The sequence below is a fragment of the Leisingera sp. ABD4_442 genome, assembly GCF_056160905.1.
Map to the genome: position 1 here is coordinate 40,369 of NZ_JBSWYB010000027.1, position 19,675 is coordinate 60,043.

18 protein-coding genes and 2 tRNA genes are annotated in these 19,675 nt (G+C 55.9%); 13 read left to right on the forward strand and 7 right to left on the reverse strand.

Annotated features, from left to right (window positions below):
* Positions 1–41: 41 nt before the first annotated feature.
* Entirely contained in the window at positions 42–470 is a 429-nt protein-coding gene (locus ACXAHG_RS17210; RefSeq protein ID WP_475059259.1) for a hypothetical protein, read from the reverse strand.
* Between the two features lie 558 nt (positions 471–1,028).
* Here ACXAHG_RS17210 and ACXAHG_RS17215 point away from each other — a divergent pair.
* From ACXAHG_RS17215 to ACXAHG_RS17245, 7 genes are all read left to right on the forward strand, one after another.
* Positions 1,029–1,535 (forward strand): plasmid mobilization protein, encoded by a 507-nt coding sequence (locus tag ACXAHG_RS17215; RefSeq protein ID WP_475059261.1) that lies wholly within the window; start codon positions 1,029–1,031, stop codon positions 1,533–1,535.
* The gene (locus ACXAHG_RS17220; protein ID WP_475059264.1) at positions 1,532–3,226 is read left to right on the forward strand and encodes a relaxase/mobilization nuclease domain-containing protein; all 1,695 of its coding nucleotides are present in this window, start codon (positions 1,532–1,534) and stop codon (positions 3,224–3,226) included. The genes ACXAHG_RS17215 and ACXAHG_RS17220 overlap by 4 nt, the downstream gene beginning before the upstream one ends.
* 407 nt (positions 3,227–3,633) lie before the next feature.
* Positions 3,634–5,064, forward strand: a complete 1,431-nt coding sequence (locus tag ACXAHG_RS17225; protein ID WP_475059266.1) for a class I SAM-dependent DNA methyltransferase — start codon at positions 3,634–3,636, stop codon at positions 5,062–5,064.
* A 67-nt stretch (positions 5,065–5,131) separates the two neighbouring features.
* Complete coding sequence (locus ACXAHG_RS17230; RefSeq protein ID WP_475059269.1) at positions 5,132–6,646, forward strand: restriction endonuclease subunit S; 1,515 nt, start codon at positions 5,132–5,134, stop codon at positions 6,644–6,646.
* On the forward strand, positions 6,643–8,250 hold the full coding sequence (locus ACXAHG_RS17235) for a restriction system-associated AAA family ATPase (protein ID WP_475059272.1): 1,608 nt from the start codon (positions 6,643–6,645) through the stop codon (positions 8,248–8,250). Before ACXAHG_RS17230 ends, ACXAHG_RS17235 begins: the two co-directional genes overlap by 4 nt.
* 6 nt (positions 8,251–8,256) lie before the next feature.
* On the forward strand, positions 8,257–9,333 hold the full coding sequence (locus ACXAHG_RS17240) for a hypothetical protein (RefSeq protein ID WP_475059274.1): 1,077 nt from the start codon (positions 8,257–8,259) through the stop codon (positions 9,331–9,333).
* Between the two features lie 245 nt (positions 9,334–9,578).
* The gene (locus ACXAHG_RS17245) at positions 9,579–10,130 is read left to right on the forward strand and encodes a recombinase family protein (RefSeq protein ID WP_475059277.1); all 552 of its coding nucleotides are present in this window, start codon (positions 9,579–9,581) and stop codon (positions 10,128–10,130) included.
* A 27-nt stretch (positions 10,131–10,157) separates the two neighbouring features.
* On the opposite strand, the gene ACXAHG_RS17250 is transcribed toward ACXAHG_RS17245, so the two are convergent.
* The 4 genes from ACXAHG_RS17250 to ACXAHG_RS17265 form a co-directional block, all read right to left on the reverse strand.
* Positions 10,158–10,412 (reverse strand): hypothetical protein, encoded by a 255-nt coding sequence (locus ACXAHG_RS17250; RefSeq protein ID WP_475059279.1) that lies wholly within the window; start codon positions 10,410–10,412, stop codon positions 10,158–10,160.
* A complete protein-coding gene (locus ACXAHG_RS17255; RefSeq protein WP_475059282.1) occupies positions 10,412–11,119 on the reverse strand; it encodes an AAA family ATPase in 708 nt (235 codons plus the stop codon). The genes ACXAHG_RS17250 and ACXAHG_RS17255 overlap by 1 nt, the downstream gene beginning before the upstream one ends.
* A gap of 1,164 nt (positions 11,120–12,283) precedes the next feature.
* Positions 12,284–12,358: transfer RNA gene (locus ACXAHG_RS17260), tRNA-Asn, on the reverse strand.
* Between the two features lie 70 nt (positions 12,359–12,428).
* Positions 12,429–13,346 carry an MBL fold metallo-hydrolase gene (locus tag ACXAHG_RS17265; protein WP_475059284.1) on the reverse strand — a complete coding sequence of 306 codons (918 nt, stop codon included), beginning with the start codon at positions 13,344–13,346 and terminating at the stop codon, positions 12,429–12,431.
* 97 nt (positions 13,347–13,443) lie between these two features.
* On the opposite strand from ACXAHG_RS17265, the gene ACXAHG_RS17270 reads away from it, so the two are divergent.
* Both ACXAHG_RS17270 and ACXAHG_RS17275 read left to right on the forward strand, forming a co-directional pair.
* Positions 13,444–14,763, forward strand: a complete 1,320-nt coding sequence (locus tag ACXAHG_RS17270) for an ATP-binding protein (protein ID WP_475059286.1) — start codon at positions 13,444–13,446, stop codon at positions 14,761–14,763.
* Between the two features lie 140 nt (positions 14,764–14,903).
* Positions 14,904–15,167 carry a spike base protein, RCAP_Rcc01079 family gene (locus ACXAHG_RS17275; RefSeq protein WP_475043607.1) on the forward strand — a complete coding sequence of 88 codons (264 nt, stop codon included), beginning with the start codon at positions 14,904–14,906 and terminating at the stop codon, positions 15,165–15,167.
* Positions 15,168–15,245: 78 nt separating this feature from the next.
* Here the strand turns inward: ACXAHG_RS17275 and ACXAHG_RS17280 are convergent.
* Positions 15,246–15,321 (reverse strand) — tRNA-Ile (locus tag ACXAHG_RS17280).
* Positions 15,322–15,577: 256 nt separating this feature from the next.
* On the opposite strand from ACXAHG_RS17280, the gene purM reads away from it, so the two are divergent.
* From purM to rnd, 3 genes are all read left to right on the forward strand, one after another.
* Positions 15,578–16,624 carry a phosphoribosylformylglycinamidine cyclo-ligase gene (purM, locus tag ACXAHG_RS17285; RefSeq protein WP_475059289.1) on the forward strand — a complete coding sequence of 349 codons (1,047 nt, stop codon included), beginning with the start codon at positions 15,578–15,580 and terminating at the stop codon, positions 16,622–16,624.
* A complete protein-coding gene (gene purN, locus ACXAHG_RS17290; RefSeq protein WP_475059292.1) occupies positions 16,621–17,217 on the forward strand; it encodes a phosphoribosylglycinamide formyltransferase in 597 nt (198 codons plus the stop codon). The genes purM and purN overlap by 4 nt, the downstream gene beginning before the upstream one ends.
* A 75-nt stretch (positions 17,218–17,292) precedes the next feature.
* Positions 17,293–18,450 (forward strand): ribonuclease D, encoded by a 1,158-nt coding sequence (gene rnd / locus ACXAHG_RS17295; protein ID WP_475059295.1) that lies wholly within the window; start codon positions 17,293–17,295, stop codon positions 18,448–18,450.
* A gap of 79 nt (positions 18,451–18,529) precedes the next feature.
* On the opposite strand, the gene ACXAHG_RS17300 is transcribed toward rnd, so the two are convergent.
* Positions 18,530–19,039 (reverse strand): hypothetical protein, encoded by a 510-nt coding sequence (locus ACXAHG_RS17300; protein ID WP_475059298.1) that lies wholly within the window; start codon positions 19,037–19,039, stop codon positions 18,530–18,532.
* 134 nt (positions 19,040–19,173) lie between these two features.
* Between ACXAHG_RS17300 and ACXAHG_RS17305 the strand changes: the two genes are divergently transcribed.
* Positions 19,174–19,584, forward strand: a complete 411-nt coding sequence (locus ACXAHG_RS17305) for a SufE family protein (RefSeq protein ID WP_475043600.1) — start codon at positions 19,174–19,176, stop codon at positions 19,582–19,584.
* Positions 19,585–19,675 lie beyond the last annotated feature (91 nt).

The following is a 19,675-nucleotide window of genomic DNA, read 5'->3' on the forward strand; positions in this document are numbered from 1 at the left end:
TCGGCCTTTTGGGAAATGGGCGGCATGCTATCTGTTGGATGTCACTGCGAGAGGCCATCTTTCAGGCTCAGTATTGGCTCGAATTTATCCGCCTTTTGCCTCGCGATGTGGTGTTTTGCGGCTTCGCGATGGGCCGCTGAAATCTGATGCTGTGGCCTCTGCGCCAGAACGGCCAAGGCGGCAAAGCTGATCCTCTCGGGCACATATCCATGTCCAGCAATCAGGGTGAAGACACTGGCCAAAAGCTCTGCTGTTTGATGTTCTGGCAGGTCGGATTTTCCAGACATTGCCCGAAATCGCCACGCACCTGGATCGTCTTCGCGCCCCACTATGGGCGCGATCCAGGCGATCAATCTGTTGCTGCGGTCCATGTTTGCCCGCCAGGGCATGTTAACAAAAACACGCTCACCGAATGTGGCGGTATTGCTGTAACTCAAGCTTGCCCAGTTGCTCATGATAATGCCCTTCATACTCTATCGAATTGCGAGGCTGGGAAAGTGTCTGGGAGGATCACGTTCGTTTTTGTTCTTTCTGACCAGCCTCACATTTCCTTATGGCGGACATGAAAACCCTAAAACTGACAGTTGTGAAAACGGCCCAATCTTGCACGGATATGTGGTGGGGTGCGGAACTGCGAATTGGCGATCCGAACCACGCCTTTCTGTTTGGTTGGCATGTTCAGTCCCGCTCCGGTTTATGGCGCAAGACGCAAGTGAAATCTAACCAATTCCATTTTGGCAGTTGTTGTGGGGCTTTGACGCGTGTTGAGAGTAATTGACAAAGAGCCCGAGATATTGAAGATTGTTGGATAAGGCACTGTGTCAGAAACACATTCTGAACCGTTTTGCCCAACTCCATAAGTTGACATCATCGGGGATAGCGGTAGCGTTCTTTTGAGGAGCGAGGAAGTATCTCTGTACAGAAAAAACTGTTCTGTACAGGAGATATGATCTCCCATTCGACCCGCTAACGCTTTCGTCTCAAGGGAATCACCTCGTCTGTTCAAGCGCCACAGAAGGCTTGGATGAATGGCACGACCGAAGGGTTCCAAGAAACCCAAACATGAACGTCGCACAGAGCAGTTGACCTTTTGGGTCACAACCTCTGAGCGCGCACGTATATCCGCTAGTGCGGAACGTGCGGGCGTTACCATGTCTGCATTCATCCGCAGCCTTGCCTTGGGTAAGCCGCAAAGGGCTAAACCCAGCGTTCAGGCTGGGGAGCTGATCCGGCAGTTGTCCCGCATCGGGAACAATCTCAATCAGCTCCTGGAGCACGCGCAAAACGGAAAGATCGATGGTGCCCAGAACATCAAGCATGTTTTTGACCGCGTGTCCGGCGCTCTCACATTTTGGACATCGGGCGAAGCCTCATCCAAAGCGATCGCGGAGGAGGCCATCACGCTACTGGCCCACGAAGGGACCAGGCTCAATGGCCTCGCCCGTCAGGCCAACAAAGGAGAATTTGTCAGCGAAGATCAACTTCTCAAAGTTCTCCATGACCTGACGGACAAGCTCCGTCCGTTCTGCCCATGATCGGCAACCCCTACAAAGGGCGGGGGTTCAAAGGTCTTCTCAAGTATCTGCATGAAGGCAGACGCGGAGAAGAGACCCCCCATCGGGTGATCTGGTCAGAAGCCCGCAACCTACCAGCCACTGACCCTATGGTTGTGGCTGGCGTCATGCAGGCGACAGCGGAGCTTTCTCGTGGCGTGAAGAAGCCGGTGTACCATCTGCCGATCAGTTGGCCACCGGAAGAACAGCCACCGAAAGAGGTGCAAATGCAAGTGGCCGAGTCGCTACTTGCTGATCTTGGCCTCTCAGAGCATGAGCAACTCATCGTCGCGCACGACGATGGCGACTGTCCTCACATCCATATCGTCGTCAACAGGGTGCATCCGGAGTCAGGACGGGCTTGGAACCCGTGGCGAGATGTTTACCGGATCATGGAAAGCCTTGAGCGCCAGGAAAAGGAACTGGGGTTCCGGATCGTGGATAGACCCGATCTGGAAGAACTGCGCAACGGCGAGAAAGACCCTGACCGGAAAAAGAAAGCATCCCGCGAGGAGAAACTCCGGGCAGACCGTGAAGGCGACAAGCCACTCGCGAAGTGGTCTGAAACAGAAATGCGCCGCATTCGCAGCGACATCACATCCCACTTCAAGGATGCCACCAGCTGGGTTGATCTAGAGGCCAGACTGGAGGCACACGGCCTGCATCTCAAGCGCGCAGGCCAAGGGTTCCGTATCACTGACGGCGAACGCTACATGACCCTATCCAAGGTTGGCAAACATGCGCGTCTGGACCGAATTGAGGCGCGATTTGAGGAGGCCTGGGAGAGCTATGAAATCGATCGAGAGCTCGCGCGTGAGGTGGCCGATCAGCTGGAGCCACCGGATGCGGAACGCCCCGAGTCCATCCTGGATGAACTCGACAACGATGCTGATCGTCAGCGGGCTCAGGCCAAAGCTGAATCGGAAGCCCGCGTGAAACTCGCGCTTCTGGCAACCAATCGTTATGCCTATTTCAGGGACCGCGAAAAGCGCGCCACCGAGGCCGCACAGCGCCACGCTAAGGACCGGCGCACGATCCGGCGTGTCCAATGGGTCAAGGAACGCGTTGCCGAGGACATTGGCAAAGCTAACAGGAGTTTCGAAGAGGCCTGTTCAAAGCTCTACCGCAACCCGCGCGCCGCGTGGGCCGAGATCGACCGCCGCCTGAAAGCGGGCGAAAATTTTGACGAGATCGACCTAGATACTGTGGGCAAGAAAAAGGGATGGAGCTTCTTTGGTTTTCGCACCAAGGGCCGAAAGGAAGCTAACGAAGCAGCGAAGCTAATACCGCGTGAACATCGTAGGCTAAGGCGCTTGCGAAACCAGTGGGAAATCAACCAACATGACGAACTGGAGCTGCATGCACGCCTTGGTGCATCCGAGGCTGAATACAATGATGCTGTTGCCCAAACGGGCGACAGGGAGCAACGCCGCAAACGCGGTTTGGAGCTCTGGCGCGCGCGCCAAACAGCAATGGAGCCGCTTACCGAGCAAGACATCTGGCAATCAGATCTGACAGAGATGGAAAAAGCTCATCTCGCGAAAGCCTGGGAAGAAGCGTTAGAGACAGATCGCCGCCGCGATGTGAAGGCGCAACGTAATGAGACGGTACGTGATTTTTATGCACTGATGCACGACCGCAGTCGCGGTGCGCAAGACGATCTGGAGCGATAGATAAACCGTCGGCAGGCACCCGCAGGCGGTTGTGTTGATCTCGTCGGGCCGCTACCTACGCCGGTCCTCCTGTGTGGTTGTGATCGTTTCTCGCTCCGAGCTGACAGAGGGGATGCATGTTGCGCGTGACTAGCCATATTAGCCTAATCGTTGATGGACAGGGCGGGAACCGTACATTCTACGATGATTGGCCCAAGTAAGTAGATTGCTTTAGCGACCGAAGCCGGAAATGCTGTCATTGGGCTATAATTTTCAACAATCAGCTTTGCAACGGTTGAGAAGGTACGACATGATCTGCTTGCGATAGGTAAACTTTTGGGTGATGGAGTTTGCGAGATTTATCGTCTAATGAGGTCGGAAGAAGAAAATCGCCAAACTACGGCTGGCGCTAAATAAACGTGAAAACAATGACTTATCGCAACCTCAACCATGAGAACGTCGTTCAAAAAGTGTGGGAGCTATGCCACATCCTCCGTGGAGATGGAGTTAGCTATCATCAATATGTAACGGAACTGACCTATCTCCTCTTTCTGAAGATTGCGGAAGAGAATGGAGTAGAGCATCTCCTACCATCTGGCTGCCGTTGGAATGACCTTGTTGAACATCAAGATGGTGACTTACTTGAGTTCTACCAGTTGGCGCTTACTCAACTAGGAACAAATGCCCAAAGCGAAACTGTTCGCTCTATCTATACGTTTCCGACTACGGTTTTTTCTCATTCTGTCAATTTGCGCGCAGTCATCGATGGAATTGATGAGATAGCATGGGCCGATGTAAGTGGTGATCGTTTCGGCGAAATCTACGAAGGGCTTGTCGAGAAAATATCCCAGGATGTTCGATCTGGTGCAGGTCAGTATTTTACACCCCGGGCAGTTGTTAACTCAATTGTTCGCGTCATGAAACCAAAAGCAGGTGAAGTAATTCAAGATCCAGCTGTCGGAAGTGGAGGCTTTCTTGTAGCAGCAGACCGTTTCATTCGCTCAAATTCTTCAGAGACCGCCTACTCGAAGACCCCACCAGTGTACCAAGGCGCAGAAATCGAGAAAAACACGCGCCGAATTTGCTTGATGAACACATTCTTGAATGGGCTTAACGCCGGAATTATATACGGTGACGCACTTACTGAAGATGGGAAAGCCTTAGCAGAAGCTGATCTAATTCTGGCTAATCCCCCTTTTGGAAGCAAAGCGGGTGGCAGGCGTGAAGCGAGGGACGATTTACCGTTTCCGAACGCTAGCAAGCAGCTCTTGTTTCTTCAACTCATATACTCGAGTCTTAGTGAAAATGGCCGCGCAGCCGTGGTTCTACCGGACAATGTTCTGTTCGATTCTGGCGTGGGAAAGCTAGTGCGGCAGGACATGTTAGAAAAATGCAGGCTGCATACCATCCTTCGACTTCCGACGGGGATATTCTCAAGCACAGGCGTGAAGACAAATGTGCTGTTCTTCAATCGCAAAAGAGGCAAAGAAGAACAGGAGATTTGGTTTTACGACCTTCGAGCCAACATGCCTTCATTCGGGAAGGCAAATGTCATCACAGATATGCACTTTGCAGAGTTTGAGAAATTCTATGGTGAAGATCCTTTTGGTTGTTCGGATCGCAAGGAGCAACAGGAAGACGGTCGTTGGCGCAAACTGACACACAAGCAGATCACAGAGCGTGACCATAACCTTGATTGGACCTGGCTACGCGACGAAAATGATGACCCCAATGACGGCATATCCGTCCCCGATGAAATAGCGGTCGCGATCATGGGCCATTTACGCGCGGCTTTCGAAGAAATTGAAGCGCTCAGCGAAGAACTGGAAGAAGCGGCTGAATCCGAGGCCGCTAAATAAGTGCGCACGTTTCATTTGAGCGCGCTATCCAGGTTTACTTAGTTGACTGTAAACAGAAGGCAGTGTCATGAACGAGCTTCCTAATGGATGGGCTGAAACAACCCTTGAACAGGTGACAGCACCTCGTGGCGAAAGAGCCGACCCACAAACTCTTGGGAATATGCCGTTCCTTGGCATGGACCATGTCGAAGCGCACACCGGAAAGTTGTTAGGAAATCAGCCCGCAAGTGAACTAAAAAGCTCGGTTGTGATTTTCAAGAAAGGCGATGTGCTATATGGTCGCCTTCGACCATACCTCAACAAGGTTCATTTGGCTGAGTTCGACGGTGCAGCATCAGCGGAGTTCATTATTTATCCAGCATCTGACGCCATAGAACAACGTTTCCTACAAAGCCTGCTACGCAGCCAAAAATTTCGAACGCTTGCGGATCAACGCAGCACGGGTGACCGGCCACGTGTCAAGTTTGAAAGCGTAAGAGATTTCGAGTTTGCTTTGCCGCCCTTGGCCGAACAAAAGCGTATTGTTACAAAGCTCGACACCCTCAGCGCTTGCACTGCTTCTGCCCGCACTCACCTCGCCGCAATCGCAAAACTGGTGGAAAAGTACAAGGCTGAGGTGCTCACGCTTGGCGTGCAAGGTGAGCTAACAGTTGAGTGGCGTACTAAGCACGGCGTCATCTGGGGTTTGCCAGAACAACTTAACAAACACGTCCTAGATGTCCGTTACGGCTCTTCTGCTAAGTCATCGAAGACCGGGACCGTCCCCGTTTTGAGAATGGGCAACATCCAGTCTATGGAACTTGATTGGAACAACTTGGTCTATACTGATCGCCCCGAAGAGATCGAGAAATACAAACTCGAACCGGGGGATGTTCTTTTCAATCGAACTAATAGTCCTGAGTTGGTTGGAAAGACGGCGATTTACAGAGGTGACAAGCCAGCAATTTATGCCGGCTATTTGATCCGGATTAAGTGCGCCAAAACGCTGTTGCCAGAGTACCTCAACTACGCGCTCAACAGCTCAATAGGTCGTGCGTATTGCTGGCGCGTGAAATCAGATAGCGTCAACCAGTCAAACATAAATGCCCAAAAACTAAAATCTTTTGAGTTTGTAGTTCCGACCATTGATGAGCAACGGCGAGTTATCGACAAAATAAGAAGCGCTTTCAAAAAGATAGATCGTCTTTCTGCTGAAGCTGAGAAAGCCCTGAGCTTGACAGACAAGTTGGACGAACGCATCCTCGCAAAGGCCTTCGCAGGAGAGCTTGTTTCTCAAGACCCGAATGATGAACCCGCCAGCTTGTTACTTGATCGCATTCGCGAAGCCCGCGCCAAAGAGCCCAAACTCAAAAGACAGCCCAGGAAACCGCGAATGATGAAAAAGAAACCTAAATTGGTGAGTCTTTTGGATAGCTGGCCATCGGAAGGTATGACTTTCGAAGAGCTAAAGGGGAAAGCATCAGGGACATATGAAGAAGTGAAGGAAGAGCTTATGGCCTTGATGATAGGTGACCAGCCGAAGATACGCCAGGAGTTCGATGCAATTCAGAAGAGGATGCGCCTCGTCAAGGTGGCCTCATGAGGCTTGTCCACCTTGAAATAATAGAGGCGTCGAGTTGCGGAGGACTTCTCGATGGCTTCGAGGTGGACCTTTATCGCCCCGCCACCGACACCAACCAAGCATTGCGCCCTTTATGTCTGCTTGGCCCCAATGGATCTGGGAAATCACAGTTTTTGCAGGTTGTCGCAGAGATTTTTCAGGCGGCGTGGCACACGCACAAGCCAAAAGAGGAACGAGCTGAGGCAAATCCCAGACTATTGTTCAAGCTCACTTACGAAACATCGAATGCAGCTGGCACAAACGTACAGCGCGTCAGAATTTCTCGATTGTCAGCAACGAAGGCAGGTGGCCCCGTTCAGATGGAGGTTCACGACGGAGATGACTTCAAAGTAGTCAAAGACACAAACTCGCCCAAATACGGAAAACACCTACCTTCTTGGATAGTTGGATACACATCCGGTGATAACGAAACGCTCAGTCTGCCGTTTGCTGTCAGCCGTTCGGAATATGCAGAAGCGGTGCGGAATGCCGCGATGCCGGACGCAGCGCCAAGAACGACTGTTTCAGACAATCGCCTCCTTTTGATCGACTACAGCACCCACCTTGAAGTACTCATTGCGAACCTCATGATTGGAGAACCGAGCCTGCGATCTGCATTAATCGAACACGCAAAGCTCGAAAATTTGTCGTCATGGCGGTGCATCATTCAGTTGAACCATCCAGGTTCCCCAAATGCGCCAAGCGGCGCAAAGAGTGGTCGAAAGGGCATCCAACTCACTGAAGAGCTCGAGCGATACATTGATCAACTGAAGCGCTGCGCCACTTGCTGGGATTACCAAGAGGACCCAGAAGTATACACGTTTGATTTTTTGGTCGATGATGCATCCCGTGAAGCGTTCAGAGAATTCTGGCAATCCCCAAGTGATTTGTATCGGTCGATCCATAAGCTGGCGATGCTCAATGACCTGATGATCCCTAAGACAGCGCGAACCCGCATCAAGCGCGACATCGAAAAGAGACATTTCGCGGCACGCCTTCCCGAGCCCCAAGAAGAAAGCAAGGTCTTCAGGTTTGAAGAGGTACGTTTCAACAAACTCAACAAAGATGGAAAACCTGAACCTGTGGACTACGTGTCTTTGTCAGATGGTGAGCACCAACAGGCGCAAGTGTTTGGGATGTTTGCAATGATGCGTGATCCCAGAACGCTCTTCTTGTTGGACGAACCGGAATCTCACTTCAATCCGCAATGGCGGGTCAAGTTCATTTCTCGGTTAACGAAACTGCCTGTAGAAGGGTTATTCGATCAGGAGATATTACTCACTTCGCATGCTCCATTTGTTGCCTCTGACCTGACACGTGATCATGTAAGGATCTTCGCAAAGTCTGAAGGTCAGTTGAGAGCATCTAAGCCCGAAATTGAGACGTTTGGAGCGACTTTCGATAGAATATTGGGCCACTGTTTCAGCGTGGAACCTCCTATTTCGCAAGTGGCACGCGAAGAAATTGAGCGGCTAAAATTATTTGGCACTGCAGAAGAAATTGAGAATGCTCTGTCGAGCATCGGAAGCTCTGTCGAACGAGCTTTGCTCGCCGACCGATTATTAAGCCTAAAAAACGATACTTAAAACAATATGTTAGAAACTTATGCCATCGAGGCTACAGAAGAAAACTGGCTGAGCACCTGCATAACCACGGCTATCCTGAGAAGATTAAGACAACTTGACGAAGGCCAAGCGCTTGACGTCTTTCCAGCCGATGTATCGGCAGCGTATAGAGAAACAATCTCACGTTTCAGGGGTATCGTAGAACGTTTCAATAGGCTATCGGAAGCGTTAGCAGGCTTGGATGCGGGAAAAAGGGAAGCGGTTCGAACTTCCATTGAAACACAGAACAAAATACCTGAAATTTTTGAGAGTACTACAGAGTGTATTACCTGCAAAGATACACTACCCGAAATACACGATTTGGCGAAAGAGCTCTTCGAATTTAGCTTTAAAGCCCTTTCAAGTATCAAATCTCCTGGTGTCCAAACCTCAGTTCGTGATGTTCACTTTGAAATTGCTTACAGTCGCCTCTCAAAGAAGTGTTGCCCGTGCTGTGGCATGGAGAGGTTAGAGCCACCCCATCCAGACATACCTAGACCTGACCTCGATCACTACCTCATGGTATCGCAGTATCCGTTCTGCGGAGTAAATTTGAAAAACCTAGTGCCGATGGGGGACAGATGCAATTCGTCCTATAAACTGGCTAAGGATATTCTGTTTGATCAACAGGGAAATCGGCTACCTTGCTACGATCCTTACGGCGACGCTACGGCGCAGTTTTCGCTAACGGGAAGTACCGTCTTGGGCACTCCAGGCGGGGAACCCGTTTGGAATCTGAGCTTGGAGCCTGAAACAGAAAAGACCGCTAACTGGGATCGCATTTTTCGGATAAAGTTGCGTTTGGAACAGAGTCTCAAGGCAGAGTTCACAGGCTGGGCTGAAGACATAGGTGGAATTCTCAAAGGCTTAGGAGTCAACCTGAATGCAGCTGAAGAAGTGTCGGCGGGCCTAATCCGATACCGCGAGATTTGTGGCACAGAAACGCTGTCCGGAATAGGCCGCTTAAAGGCAGAAATAGCCTCCCTGTTCATTCATGACTTAGGATCGGATGAAACGCGCGAACGTACGCATGCATTCCTAAAAGAGACTTGGTCCCAGTGTTGAACCACCGGCAGCGAGTGCTCACTCTATTGCGCGATTTGCAGGATCGTTTTGTTGGTGGTTTCATGTGCGCTGCGAACGGCAAGTTCGACAGGCCGCACTGTAGCATCAATATCGTGGGGTGAGTTTCCACTTTGGGCCGTTCGCAACTTCGTCTACCGTGCAAAAATCAAGAATTCTGAACGCCTGAGTTTTTCTTAAGATAACAATTGCTTGGCGCGTGCGCATGTTGCGTGCATAATTGTTCCATGAAATCTATCGGTTACGCCCGTGTATCGACGTCGGGCCAAACATTGGACGCTCAGCTGGATCAGCTTGGCGCTTTTGGTTGTGAACTGGTTCTTCGAGAAAAAGAGAGTGGGGTTCGAAGCGACCGTCCTGAGCTGCATAGGGCTCTGGACGCACTGAGTTCGGGAGATGTCCTCGTGGTAACGCGCCTTGACAGATTGGCTCGTTCAACACGCGATCTCCTTGAAATTGTCGATATTGTTGAAGCCAAAGGCGCAAAGCTGAAGTCGCTTTCAGATAGTTGGGCGGACACCACTACGCCCACGGGAAAGCTAGTTCTCACGGTTTTAGGCGGGTTGGCGGAATTCGAACGGTCTTTGATCGCCGAACGAACAGCCGAGGGACGGGTGCGTGCGGTGGCCGCCGGTCGCAAGATGGGGCGGCCTTCCAAGCTGTCCCGGTATCAGCGCTCCCAGGTTGTCAAAATGCGCCTCCAAGGCATGAGCAACGCTGAGATAGGGCGTCTGATGGGGGGGTCGCGGTCCACGATATCCCGTGTCGCCTATGAATAGGTCCAAATCAACGCAACATGCATGCAATCATGTATTCTTGTTTTGCGTTTTGAATGCTTCCCACATCTTCAAGAAGAGTTTTTTCTTCGCGCCATGGCTGAAGCCAAACTCTTTGCCCGCGCATTCTGAAAATTCCTCGAAGACAGCTTTGGGAATTCGTACTTGCAGGGGCTTCAATTCGATCGTTTCAGCTCGACTGTCGTTGCTGATCACATCAGTTTGGCTCTGTGCTTTCGGTGGATTTCCCTTCAGGGTTTTTAGCTTCGCAATATTTGTTGTCATTAGGCGACCCTCCTTTCAGCAAGCTCGGTTAGGCGATCAACAATACTCTGCGCCAGATTCGAAGCTTTGCGGTTCAACGTTACATAAGAAGTTTCGGTAATAGCCTTGCCATTGTCGGATGCCGATCCGTAGGCAGTTGAAACCGGAATTTCTCCTTCGAGGACAGAATAACCGGCCTCTTCCAGGTAGCGACGAGCGGCGTCATTTTCACGGGCACTGCCGGTCGTCTTGCACATTGCGAAAGCAATGCGGGGACTGGGAATGCCCTTACGAACAAGACTATGCGCCAGCAAAACGCCGGGGTGTAGATCGTCAACTGTCTGCCCAGTGGGGATCACAACCACGTCGGCAGCTTTGGCCACTTCCAGCGTTTGTTCCGAAGCATTTGGCTTCCCGTCCATGATCAGAGCATCAAATCTAGGCGCATCCGATAAAGCGCTTTTCACAGTCGCAAAGCTCTGAACTTGGATTTCAGGTTCAATATTGCACTCGGCGCGACGCCCCGCCCAGTATGTGCATGTCTGTTGCTGGGTATCCAGATCGGCGATTTTGGTGCGCATGCCACCCTTCTCGAACTCACGAGCAATCATGCGCGATAGTGTTGATTTCCCGACGCCACCTTTCTGGGAAACCAAACCAACGATATATGTCAATTTCTTTGATCTTTTCTTTAATGCTAACATGAATTCACGCAAAGCGCGAAACATGTGCCCATGCTTTGCGCTTAAGCGCCTTGCGTGAATTCATGCAAAGCGCAGTGTGCAAACCTTATGAAATCAATGAATTATGGGTTTAGCGGGATCAGTAGGAAGCAATCCGGCCCTTCGTAGAGGGTGCCTACGTAATGGCGGTCTCCGGCACGTCTGACGCGGAAGATTGAGAAATCCTCTCGTGATCTGAAAAAGCTGATCTCAACTGTGCCGATTTGTTGAGCCAGTGTTGCTTTTGCGTCTCTCAGATTTTCGAAATGTTGGTATTTTGTGTTCATCTGGCTGACCTTTCCGCTTGTTCGAAATGTCCCGTGGAAGGAAAGACGATCGCCCCGCCAGGCACTCGGCTGGTGCGGGCACCTGGCTTGGGGACAGAGAGGCGTCCTTTCAGTTCGAACTGACCAATCGGAAAGGAATGCTTGGGAATGTTACAAACCGGCATTGAACCTTGGTTTGAGCGGCAACACATAAGCTTTACAGATGCTCACCAGATTGAGCAGATACCTCGACGTTTTGTCGAAAAAACTGTATCGCCTGTTAGGCTTCGGTCGATCAGGCGACCTTCCAATCGAAGGGCCGCTCGTTTGAGTGGCCCTATTTATAAAAGAAACAACCCCGCCTTTCGGCAGGGCTGTCCCTTCAAGCTGCTACGGAATGTAGATCGCTTCAGTTCAATAGTTGGCTGGGGCCATTCGATGGCTTTCCACCCAATTCGCAAATGCAACGCGGTCGATGTAAACCCGATTAGAGATTTTCACGATCGCGAAGAGAAGCCCGTTCGTCTCCGCATTGAAGATATACCAACGGAGCTTTTGCTCAGTCAGAAAAGGGGTTTCGCTCACAAGCTGTTTGACAGTCCGCAGGTCCTCATAGCTAGCTTTCATTGCATAGCACCTTGTTCTATAAGAAGAAGAAAAGATAACTATCCCGACCGAGCTTATAGATTTTCCGCTTTCAGGCAAGCCTGCATGCTTGGCGCAACACATGCTTGCATGCTTTCACCCAGGCATGAATGTGTGAATGCATGAGCGTTGGCGGGTTGCATGGTCTATTGGGAGGTGTTGAGAGGAAGTGCCCCTAAACTGCCCCTAAACCCAAAATCTGACCCTGACCCAGAAAACCAAAAAAGCCCTTAAGTCTTTGCGACTTAAGGGCTTTTTATGGCTCCGGCGGTAGGGATCGAACCTACGACCAATTGATTAACAGTCAACTGCTCTACCGCTGAGCTACGCCGGAACGGTTTGTGCCGTATAGCGCCCTCCGGATTGGGCGTCCAGAGGGCGGGTGGCAATTTTCTGAAAAAAGTTCAGCGGCCGGTGCCGGCAAAGACTGCCTGGGCTGAAAGCGGCCCTTGGGGCAGGGTCAAACCGCGGCCCGTCAGGTCCACGAGATGGGCAAAAACATTGCGCTCGGCAGCCTTTAGCAGGGAGGCCGGCGTCTCGGTGTAAATCTGCCGGGCCAGATCAGCGGCCGTGGCCGGGGCCCGGGCAAGGGCCTCGAGAATGGCGGCCTCGCGGGAGCACCTGTGCGCAATCAACCAGTCGAGACGGGCAGCAGGATCCAGGACAGGGGCGCCATGGCCGGGATGGAAGACGCGCCACTGGCGCTGGCGCAGGCGGCGGCAGGAGGCCATAAAATCTGTCAGATCGCCATCCGGCGGCGACACCAGCGAGCTGGCCCAGCCCATGACGTGGTCGGCGGTGAAACAGGCATCGCCCCAGGCCAGTGCAATATGGTTGCCCAGATGCCCGGGGGTGTGGATCACGTCCAGCTGCCAGCCGTCTCCCTGGATGGTTTCACCGTCTTCAACGGTGATATCCGGGGCAAATCCGGTGTCTATGCCTTCGCCGCCCCCGGCCAGGCCGTTCGCCGCGAGGTGAGACATCACCGCGCTGCGTCCCGCTTCCGGCCCGCCAAAGGCATAGACCGGTGCGCCGGTGGCCCGGCTCAGCCCGCGCGCAAGCGGCGAATGGTCCAGGTGGCTGTGGGTCACGATGATATGAGTGATCTGCTGACCGGGCTGCACGGCAGCCAGAATCGCCGCCAGATGAACCTGTGAGTCCGGCCCCGGATCAATCACGGCAAGCCCGGCAGTGCCCAGCAGGTAGGTATTGGTGCCGCGGTACGTCATCGGCGAGGGATTCGGCGCCAGGATACGGCGCAGGCCCGGCTCCAGGCCCTCGGCAGACCCGGCTGGCGGATTAAAATCATCTGGTGCTTGCATAATCTTGCTCCGCTGCTGTTTTCCAGCCTGTGTTTTCCGGACCTGTGCGCGCCCGGAGCGTCTTCCTTCTTTCCCAAGCGCCCTATAGGCTTAGCCCATGTTCTTCAAATGGCTCAAACGATATATGCCGCGCAGCCTCTATGCCCGTGCGGCACTGATCCTGGTGGTGCCCATCGTGGCGCTGCAGATCGTGGTCTCTGTCGTCTTTATCAAACGCGATCTGGAGGATGTGACGGTGCAGATGACCGCCACCATCCAGCGGGAGCTGGAGCTGCTGCGCCAGGTTGCCGACGGGACGCCGGACCAGGCGTCAGCGCTGGCGCAGATGGCGCCGCTGCTGCAGCCATTGAACATGCAGGCGCGCTATCTGGCGCCGGGAGCGCCGCTGCCGGAGGATCAGTTCAGCCTGATTGAGTTCTCCGGCCGGGTGGTGCGCGAGGAGCTGGAAAAGACCCTGCCGGGGTTCCTGGCGGCGCGGTTTCCCGCAGACCGGACGGTGCAGGTTTACTTCGGCACCCGGCATGGGTTGATGGAATTGAGTTTCGACCGCCGCCGCCTGACAGCTGCGGCGCCGCATCAGCTGATTGTCACCATGCTGCTGTTCGGCTTCTTGATGATGCTGATTTCCTTTCTCTACATGCGCAACCAGCTGCGCCCGATCAAGCGGCTGGCCAATGCGGCAGAGGCGTTCGGCAGGGGGCGGGCGGTGCCTTATTCTCCTGCCGGCGCGATGGAGGTGCGGGCAGCAGGCAGCGCCTTCCTGGACATGCGGGCGCGGATCGAACGGCAGATCGAGCAGCGCACCCTGATGCTGTCCGGTGTCAGCCATGATCTGCGCACGCCGCTCACCCGGATGAAGCTGGAGCTGGCCATGCTGGATGAGGAGGACGCGGCGCCGATGCTGCGTGACGTCGATGAAATGCAGGCGCTGCTGGACGCGTTCCTGGATTTCTCCCGCGGTGCAGCAGTCAGCGAGCCGGAGCAGGTGGACCCTCAGGAGCTTGTCCGCACCATCGTCGGCGACTGGCAGCGCCAGGAGAAACTTGTCACGCTGGGGGAAATGACTGGCGCGGGCGAGGTCATGCTGCGGCGCCAGCCGATGCGCAGGGCAGTGGAAAATCTGATCTCCAACGCGGTGCGCTATGGCTCCCGGGCGCGGGTGTCTGTGGCGGTGACGGACCGTTCAATGCGGATCCGGGTGGAAGATGACGGCCCGGGCATACCCGCAGAACAGCGCGGCGATGCAATCCGCCCCTTTACCCGGCTGGACCCGGCGCGCAACCAGAACCGCGGGTCTGGCGTCGGCCTGGGACTGGCAATCGTGGCCGACATTGCGCGCGCCCACGGCGGCACCCTGCGGCTGGGTGAAAGCACCGATCTGGGCGGGCTGAAAGCGGATATCGTGATTGCCCGCTAGGCCCGGTGCGGGCCGGATCAGGGTGTTGCGCGGCAGCGGTGAGCGGCGCACGCTGCCTTTGCCGGATCTTCTTACTTTGCGGTTATAACTCTGTCCCCGGGCAGCTTGTTCTGGACTGAAACTCTGTTGGGAGACCTTTCATGCCTCAGATTGATCCTTTCTCCAGCCACCGCCGCGGGTTGGAAAGCCCTGCCACCCACCATCTGGCGATCACGCCGCAGGATGGTGTCGACCTGCCGGTCCGGCCGCGGGTTTTGCGGGTGCTGAGCTCGGGCGACTTGTCTTTGCGGGATGAGGCCGGAACCGTCATCACCTATTCCGTGTCAGCGGGCGATGTGATCGGCCTTTCCGTCGCGGGGGTCGAAGCGACCGGCACAACCGCAACCGTGGCGGGGTGGTACTGATGCCGCGTCCGGTCCATCCAATCTGCAGCGGGGAGGTGGCGCCGCCACAGCCACGGAGCAGGATAGGGAGTGGCGTTTTGGTAGGCCCGGCAGGATTCGAACCTGCAACCAAAGCGTTATGAGCGCTCTGCTCTAACCGTTGAGCTACAGGCCCGCCATTGGTTTTTGGTTAGGAAATGAGGCAGGCGAGGTCAAGCGGTGATTGCGGGCAGGAAGGCTGAATTTTCCTGGCGGCTTTTGGCGGGACGTTCAGCCTGGACATATTGGCCTGCCGGTCAGGCCGGCAGCGGTTTGAAAATGCGCTCTGGAAACCCGCCCGGTATGACCCCGGGGGCTAGGATAGATTCCCTTGTTTCCTTCTGATGCGCCTTGCGCTAAAGGCTGCGCAACCGAGTTGAAGGAGCCAAGTGATGACCAGCGGCAAGAACGGCCTGACCTATGCAGACGCAGGTGTGGACATTGATGCGGGCAACGCCCTGGTCGACCGGATCAAGCCGGCCGCCAAGCGCACCAACCGCTCTGGCGTGGCCAGCGGCCTGGGCGGATTTGGCGCCCTGTTCGATCTGAAGGCTGCCGGTTACAGCGACCCGATCCTGGTGGGCGCCACCGATGGTGTCGGCACCAAGCTGCGGATCGCCATCGACACCGGTGTGGTGGACGGCGTTGGCATCGACCTGGTGGCGATGTGCGTCAATGACCTGGTCTGCCAGGGCGCGGAACCGCTGTTCTTCCTGGATTACTTTGCGACCGGCAAACTGGAAACCGATGTCGCTGCCCGCATCATCGAAGGCATCGCCGAGGGCTGCGTGCGCTCTGGCTGCGCGCTGATCGGTGGCGAGACTGCGGAGATGCCGGGCATGTACCCGGAAGGTGATTTTGACCTCGCAGGCTTTGCCGTAGGCGCGATGGAGCGCGGCACCGCGCTGCCCGATGGCGTGGCAGAGGGCGACGTTCTGCTGGGGCTGGCGTCCGACGGCGTGCACTCCAACGGTTATTCGCTGGTGCGCAAGCTGGTGGAGGTCTCGGGCCTTGGCTGGGACGCGGACTGTCCGTTTGGCGAAGGGTCGCTGGGCGCTGCGCTGCTGACCCCGACGCGCCTGTATGTGAAGCAGTGCCTGGCCGCGGTGCGGGCAGGGGGTGTGCATGCGCTGGCCCATATCACCGGCGGCGGCCTGACCGAGAACCTGCCGAGGGTGCTGCCCGAGGGGCTGGGCGCCGATATCGACCTCAATGCCTGGGACCTGCCACCCGTGTTTAAGTGGATGGCGGAAACCGGCGGCATTGCCGAGGCGGAAATGCTGAAGACCTTCAACTGCGGCATCGGCATGATCCTGTCGGTCTCCGCCGACCGTGCGGATGAGCTGGTGCAGGTGCTTGAAGCGGAGGGTGAAACCGTGTCCCGCCTGGGCACCGTCACTGCTGGCGAGGGCATGCGCTACGCGGGCAAGCTGCTGTGAGCCACAGACGGGTTGCCATCCTGATCTCCGGCGGCGGCTCCAACATGGTGTCGCTGCTTGAGAGCATGACCGGGGATCATCCGGCGCGCCCCTGCTTGGTTTTGTCCAACACCTCTGATGCGGGCGGACTGGCCAAGGCGGCTGCGGCGGGCGTGGCAACGGCTGTTGTGGACCACCGGCCGTTCGGGGGCGATCGCGAAGCGTTTGAGGCAGAGCTGGTAAAACCCATTCTCGATGCAGGCGCGGATATTGTCTGCCTGGCCGGGTTCATGCGGGTGCTGACAGCAGGCTTCGTGTCGCAATTCGAGGGGCGGATGCTGAATATCCACCCGTCGCTTTTGCCCAAGTACAAGGGCCTGCACACCCATGCCCGTGCGCTGGAGGCCGGTGACGCAGAGCATGGCTGCACCGTGCATGAGGTCACCCCGCTGCTGGATGACGGCCCTATTCTGGGCCAGGCGCGGGTGCCGGTGCTGGCGGGCGACACGCCAGAAGTGCTTGCCGCGCGGGTTCTGGTTGAGGAGCACAAGCTCTATCCGGCGGTGCTGCGCCGCTTTGCCGCGGGAGATAAGACGCCGGTTCAGCTGGGCTGAGGCCCGGCTGTTTGCATTGCCCGGGACATGCGCGTATCACGTTCCGGCCCACATGAGATTGAAAAGCCGTAGTTGATGAAAACTCTGACCACCACCGAAGACCTGCAGGCCTTTTGCGAAACCGCAGCACAGCACCCCTACGTCACGGTGGATACCGAGTTTCTGCGGGAGCGGACTTATTATTCCAAGCTCTGCCTGATTCAGCTGGCCTATGCCGGGGATGGGGAAAACGACGCGGTCCTGGTCGATCCGCTGGCCGGCGGCATTTCGCTTGAGCCGCTTTATGCTCTGTTCCGCAATGAGAATGTGGTCAAAGTGTTCCACGCCGCGCGGCAGGACCTGGAGATCTTCTGGGTTGATGCGCAGGTCTTTCCGAAACCGCTGTTCGATACCCAGGTGGCAGCAATGGTCTGCGGCTTTGGCGAACAGGCAGGTTACGAGACCCTGGTGCGCAAGATCGTCAAGCAGGGTCTGGACAAGACCTCGCGCTTTACCGACTGGTCGCGCCGCCCCCTCAGCGAAGCACAGAAGACCTATGCACTGGCGGATGTGACCCACCTGCGCAAGATCTATGAGTTCCTGGCGGCTGAGCTGAAAAAGAGCGGCCGCGCCCATTGGGTGACGGAGGAGCTGCAGGTGCTGACCGATCCGGCAACCTATGATATCCGGCCCGAAGATGCCTGGAAACGGGTGAAGACACGGACCAATTCCGGCAAGTTCCTGGCCGTGGTGCGTGAGCTGGCGGCCTTCCGTGAGATCTATGCGCAGACTAACAACGTGCCCCGCAACCGGGTGTTCAAGGATGACGCGCTGGTGGAGCTGGCCTCGACAAAACCGCGCAGCACAAGTGAGCTGGGCAGCTCCCGTCTGCTGCTGCGCGAGGCGCGGAAAGGGGCCATCGCAGAAGGCATCCTGCAGGCGGTTGCCAAGGGCGTTGCCTGCGCGCCGGAAAATCATCCCAAGATGGACCGCAGCAAGGAGAAGCTGCAGGTGAACCCGGCGCTGGCTGACCTTTTGCGGGTGCTGCTGAAAGCAAAGACCGAGGCGGAGGGTGTCGCCGCCAAGCTGATTGCCCCCAGCGCTGATCTGGACGCCATAGCAGCGGGGCTGCGTGATGTTCCGGCCCTCAGCGGTTGGCGCCGCGAGGTGTTTGGGGCTGATGCGCTGCGCCTGTGCGAGGGAAAGATCGGTCTTGCTGCCAAGGGCCAGGATGTGAAGGTGGTTGAGCTCTAGCTCTGTGCTGGAGCTGGACCTGGAAGCAGAGACGCCCGCATCCGCGGGCGTTTTCTTTTTCAGCTTGATTTTCCCGGGGTCACCGGCGGCGGCTTTCCCGCGCGTTTTCAGCGCCGTTCACGCGCACGGTGCGAATGCCCTCCAGATCCTGGTTGCTGACCGTGTAGGCGGCATGGATGGTGCGGCTGAACTCGCTGCCGGTGGCGGTCCTGAATTCCGGGTAAACAACGCGGAAGTCAAAGGCCAGGACCTCGTCTTCGGCGCTTTCAACCGGGCGCAGCTCGACTTCATAGGCACCCTGGCGGCTGGCGACCGCGGTGGCATAGATGATCGCGCCGGAAGCTGTCCGCTCAATCCGCATGTCAGAGATCCGGCTGGCCAGAACCGTCAGGTCTTTGGGTTCCGGGCGGGCAAAGACGCCGCGGGGATTGCTGTCCTGCGGCAGCAGCGGATTCACATTCTCCGCCGCTGCGGTTTCGACCGGTTCGGAGCTGCCGAACCAGTTGGACGGGTTGAGCCGCGAGTCTTTCCAGCCGCAACCCGCCAGCACCAGCGCGCCGGCCAATGTGATCGCCAATGATTTCTGCATCTGTTCCCGCCCCAAACAAATTTCTTTGCAACGGATTACCCGATTGGGGGCGGCTTGAAAAGCGGTTGAAAAGGAACGGGCAGGGCCTTAGGTGCTGATTTGTCCGCAGCTGAGTGTTTGAGGAAGACCGAACCATGGCCACCGCCGCCTTTGAAGAGATCGTGGAAGACTTCGAGTTCATGGAGGACTGGGAAGACCGCTACCGCCATGTGATTGATCTGGGCAAGGCGATGGAGCCGCTGGATGAGGCGCTGAAGGTTCCCGCGACCAAGGTGGACGGCTGCGCCAGCCAGGTATGGCTTCACGCCACGATCGAAGGCGGCGCGTTCCGCTTTGACGGGGATAGCGACGCGATGATCGTGCGCGGGCTGATCGCGGTGCTGCGCTGTCTTTATAACGGGCTGAGCCTGGCCGATGTCACGGCTGTGGATGCCAAGGCAGAACTGGGCCGCCTGGGGCTGAACGAGCACCTGTCTTCGCAGCGCTCCAACGGTTTGCGGGCAATGATCGAGCGGATCCGCGAAACCGCGATGGCCCAGGCCTGAGGCGGGCGGGCCCTGAGGCAGGCGGGGGGGGGGGGGGGGGGACGAATTCCCCCCGCGAGGTCCTGGAAAGAGGAAAAAAGAACCACAATAA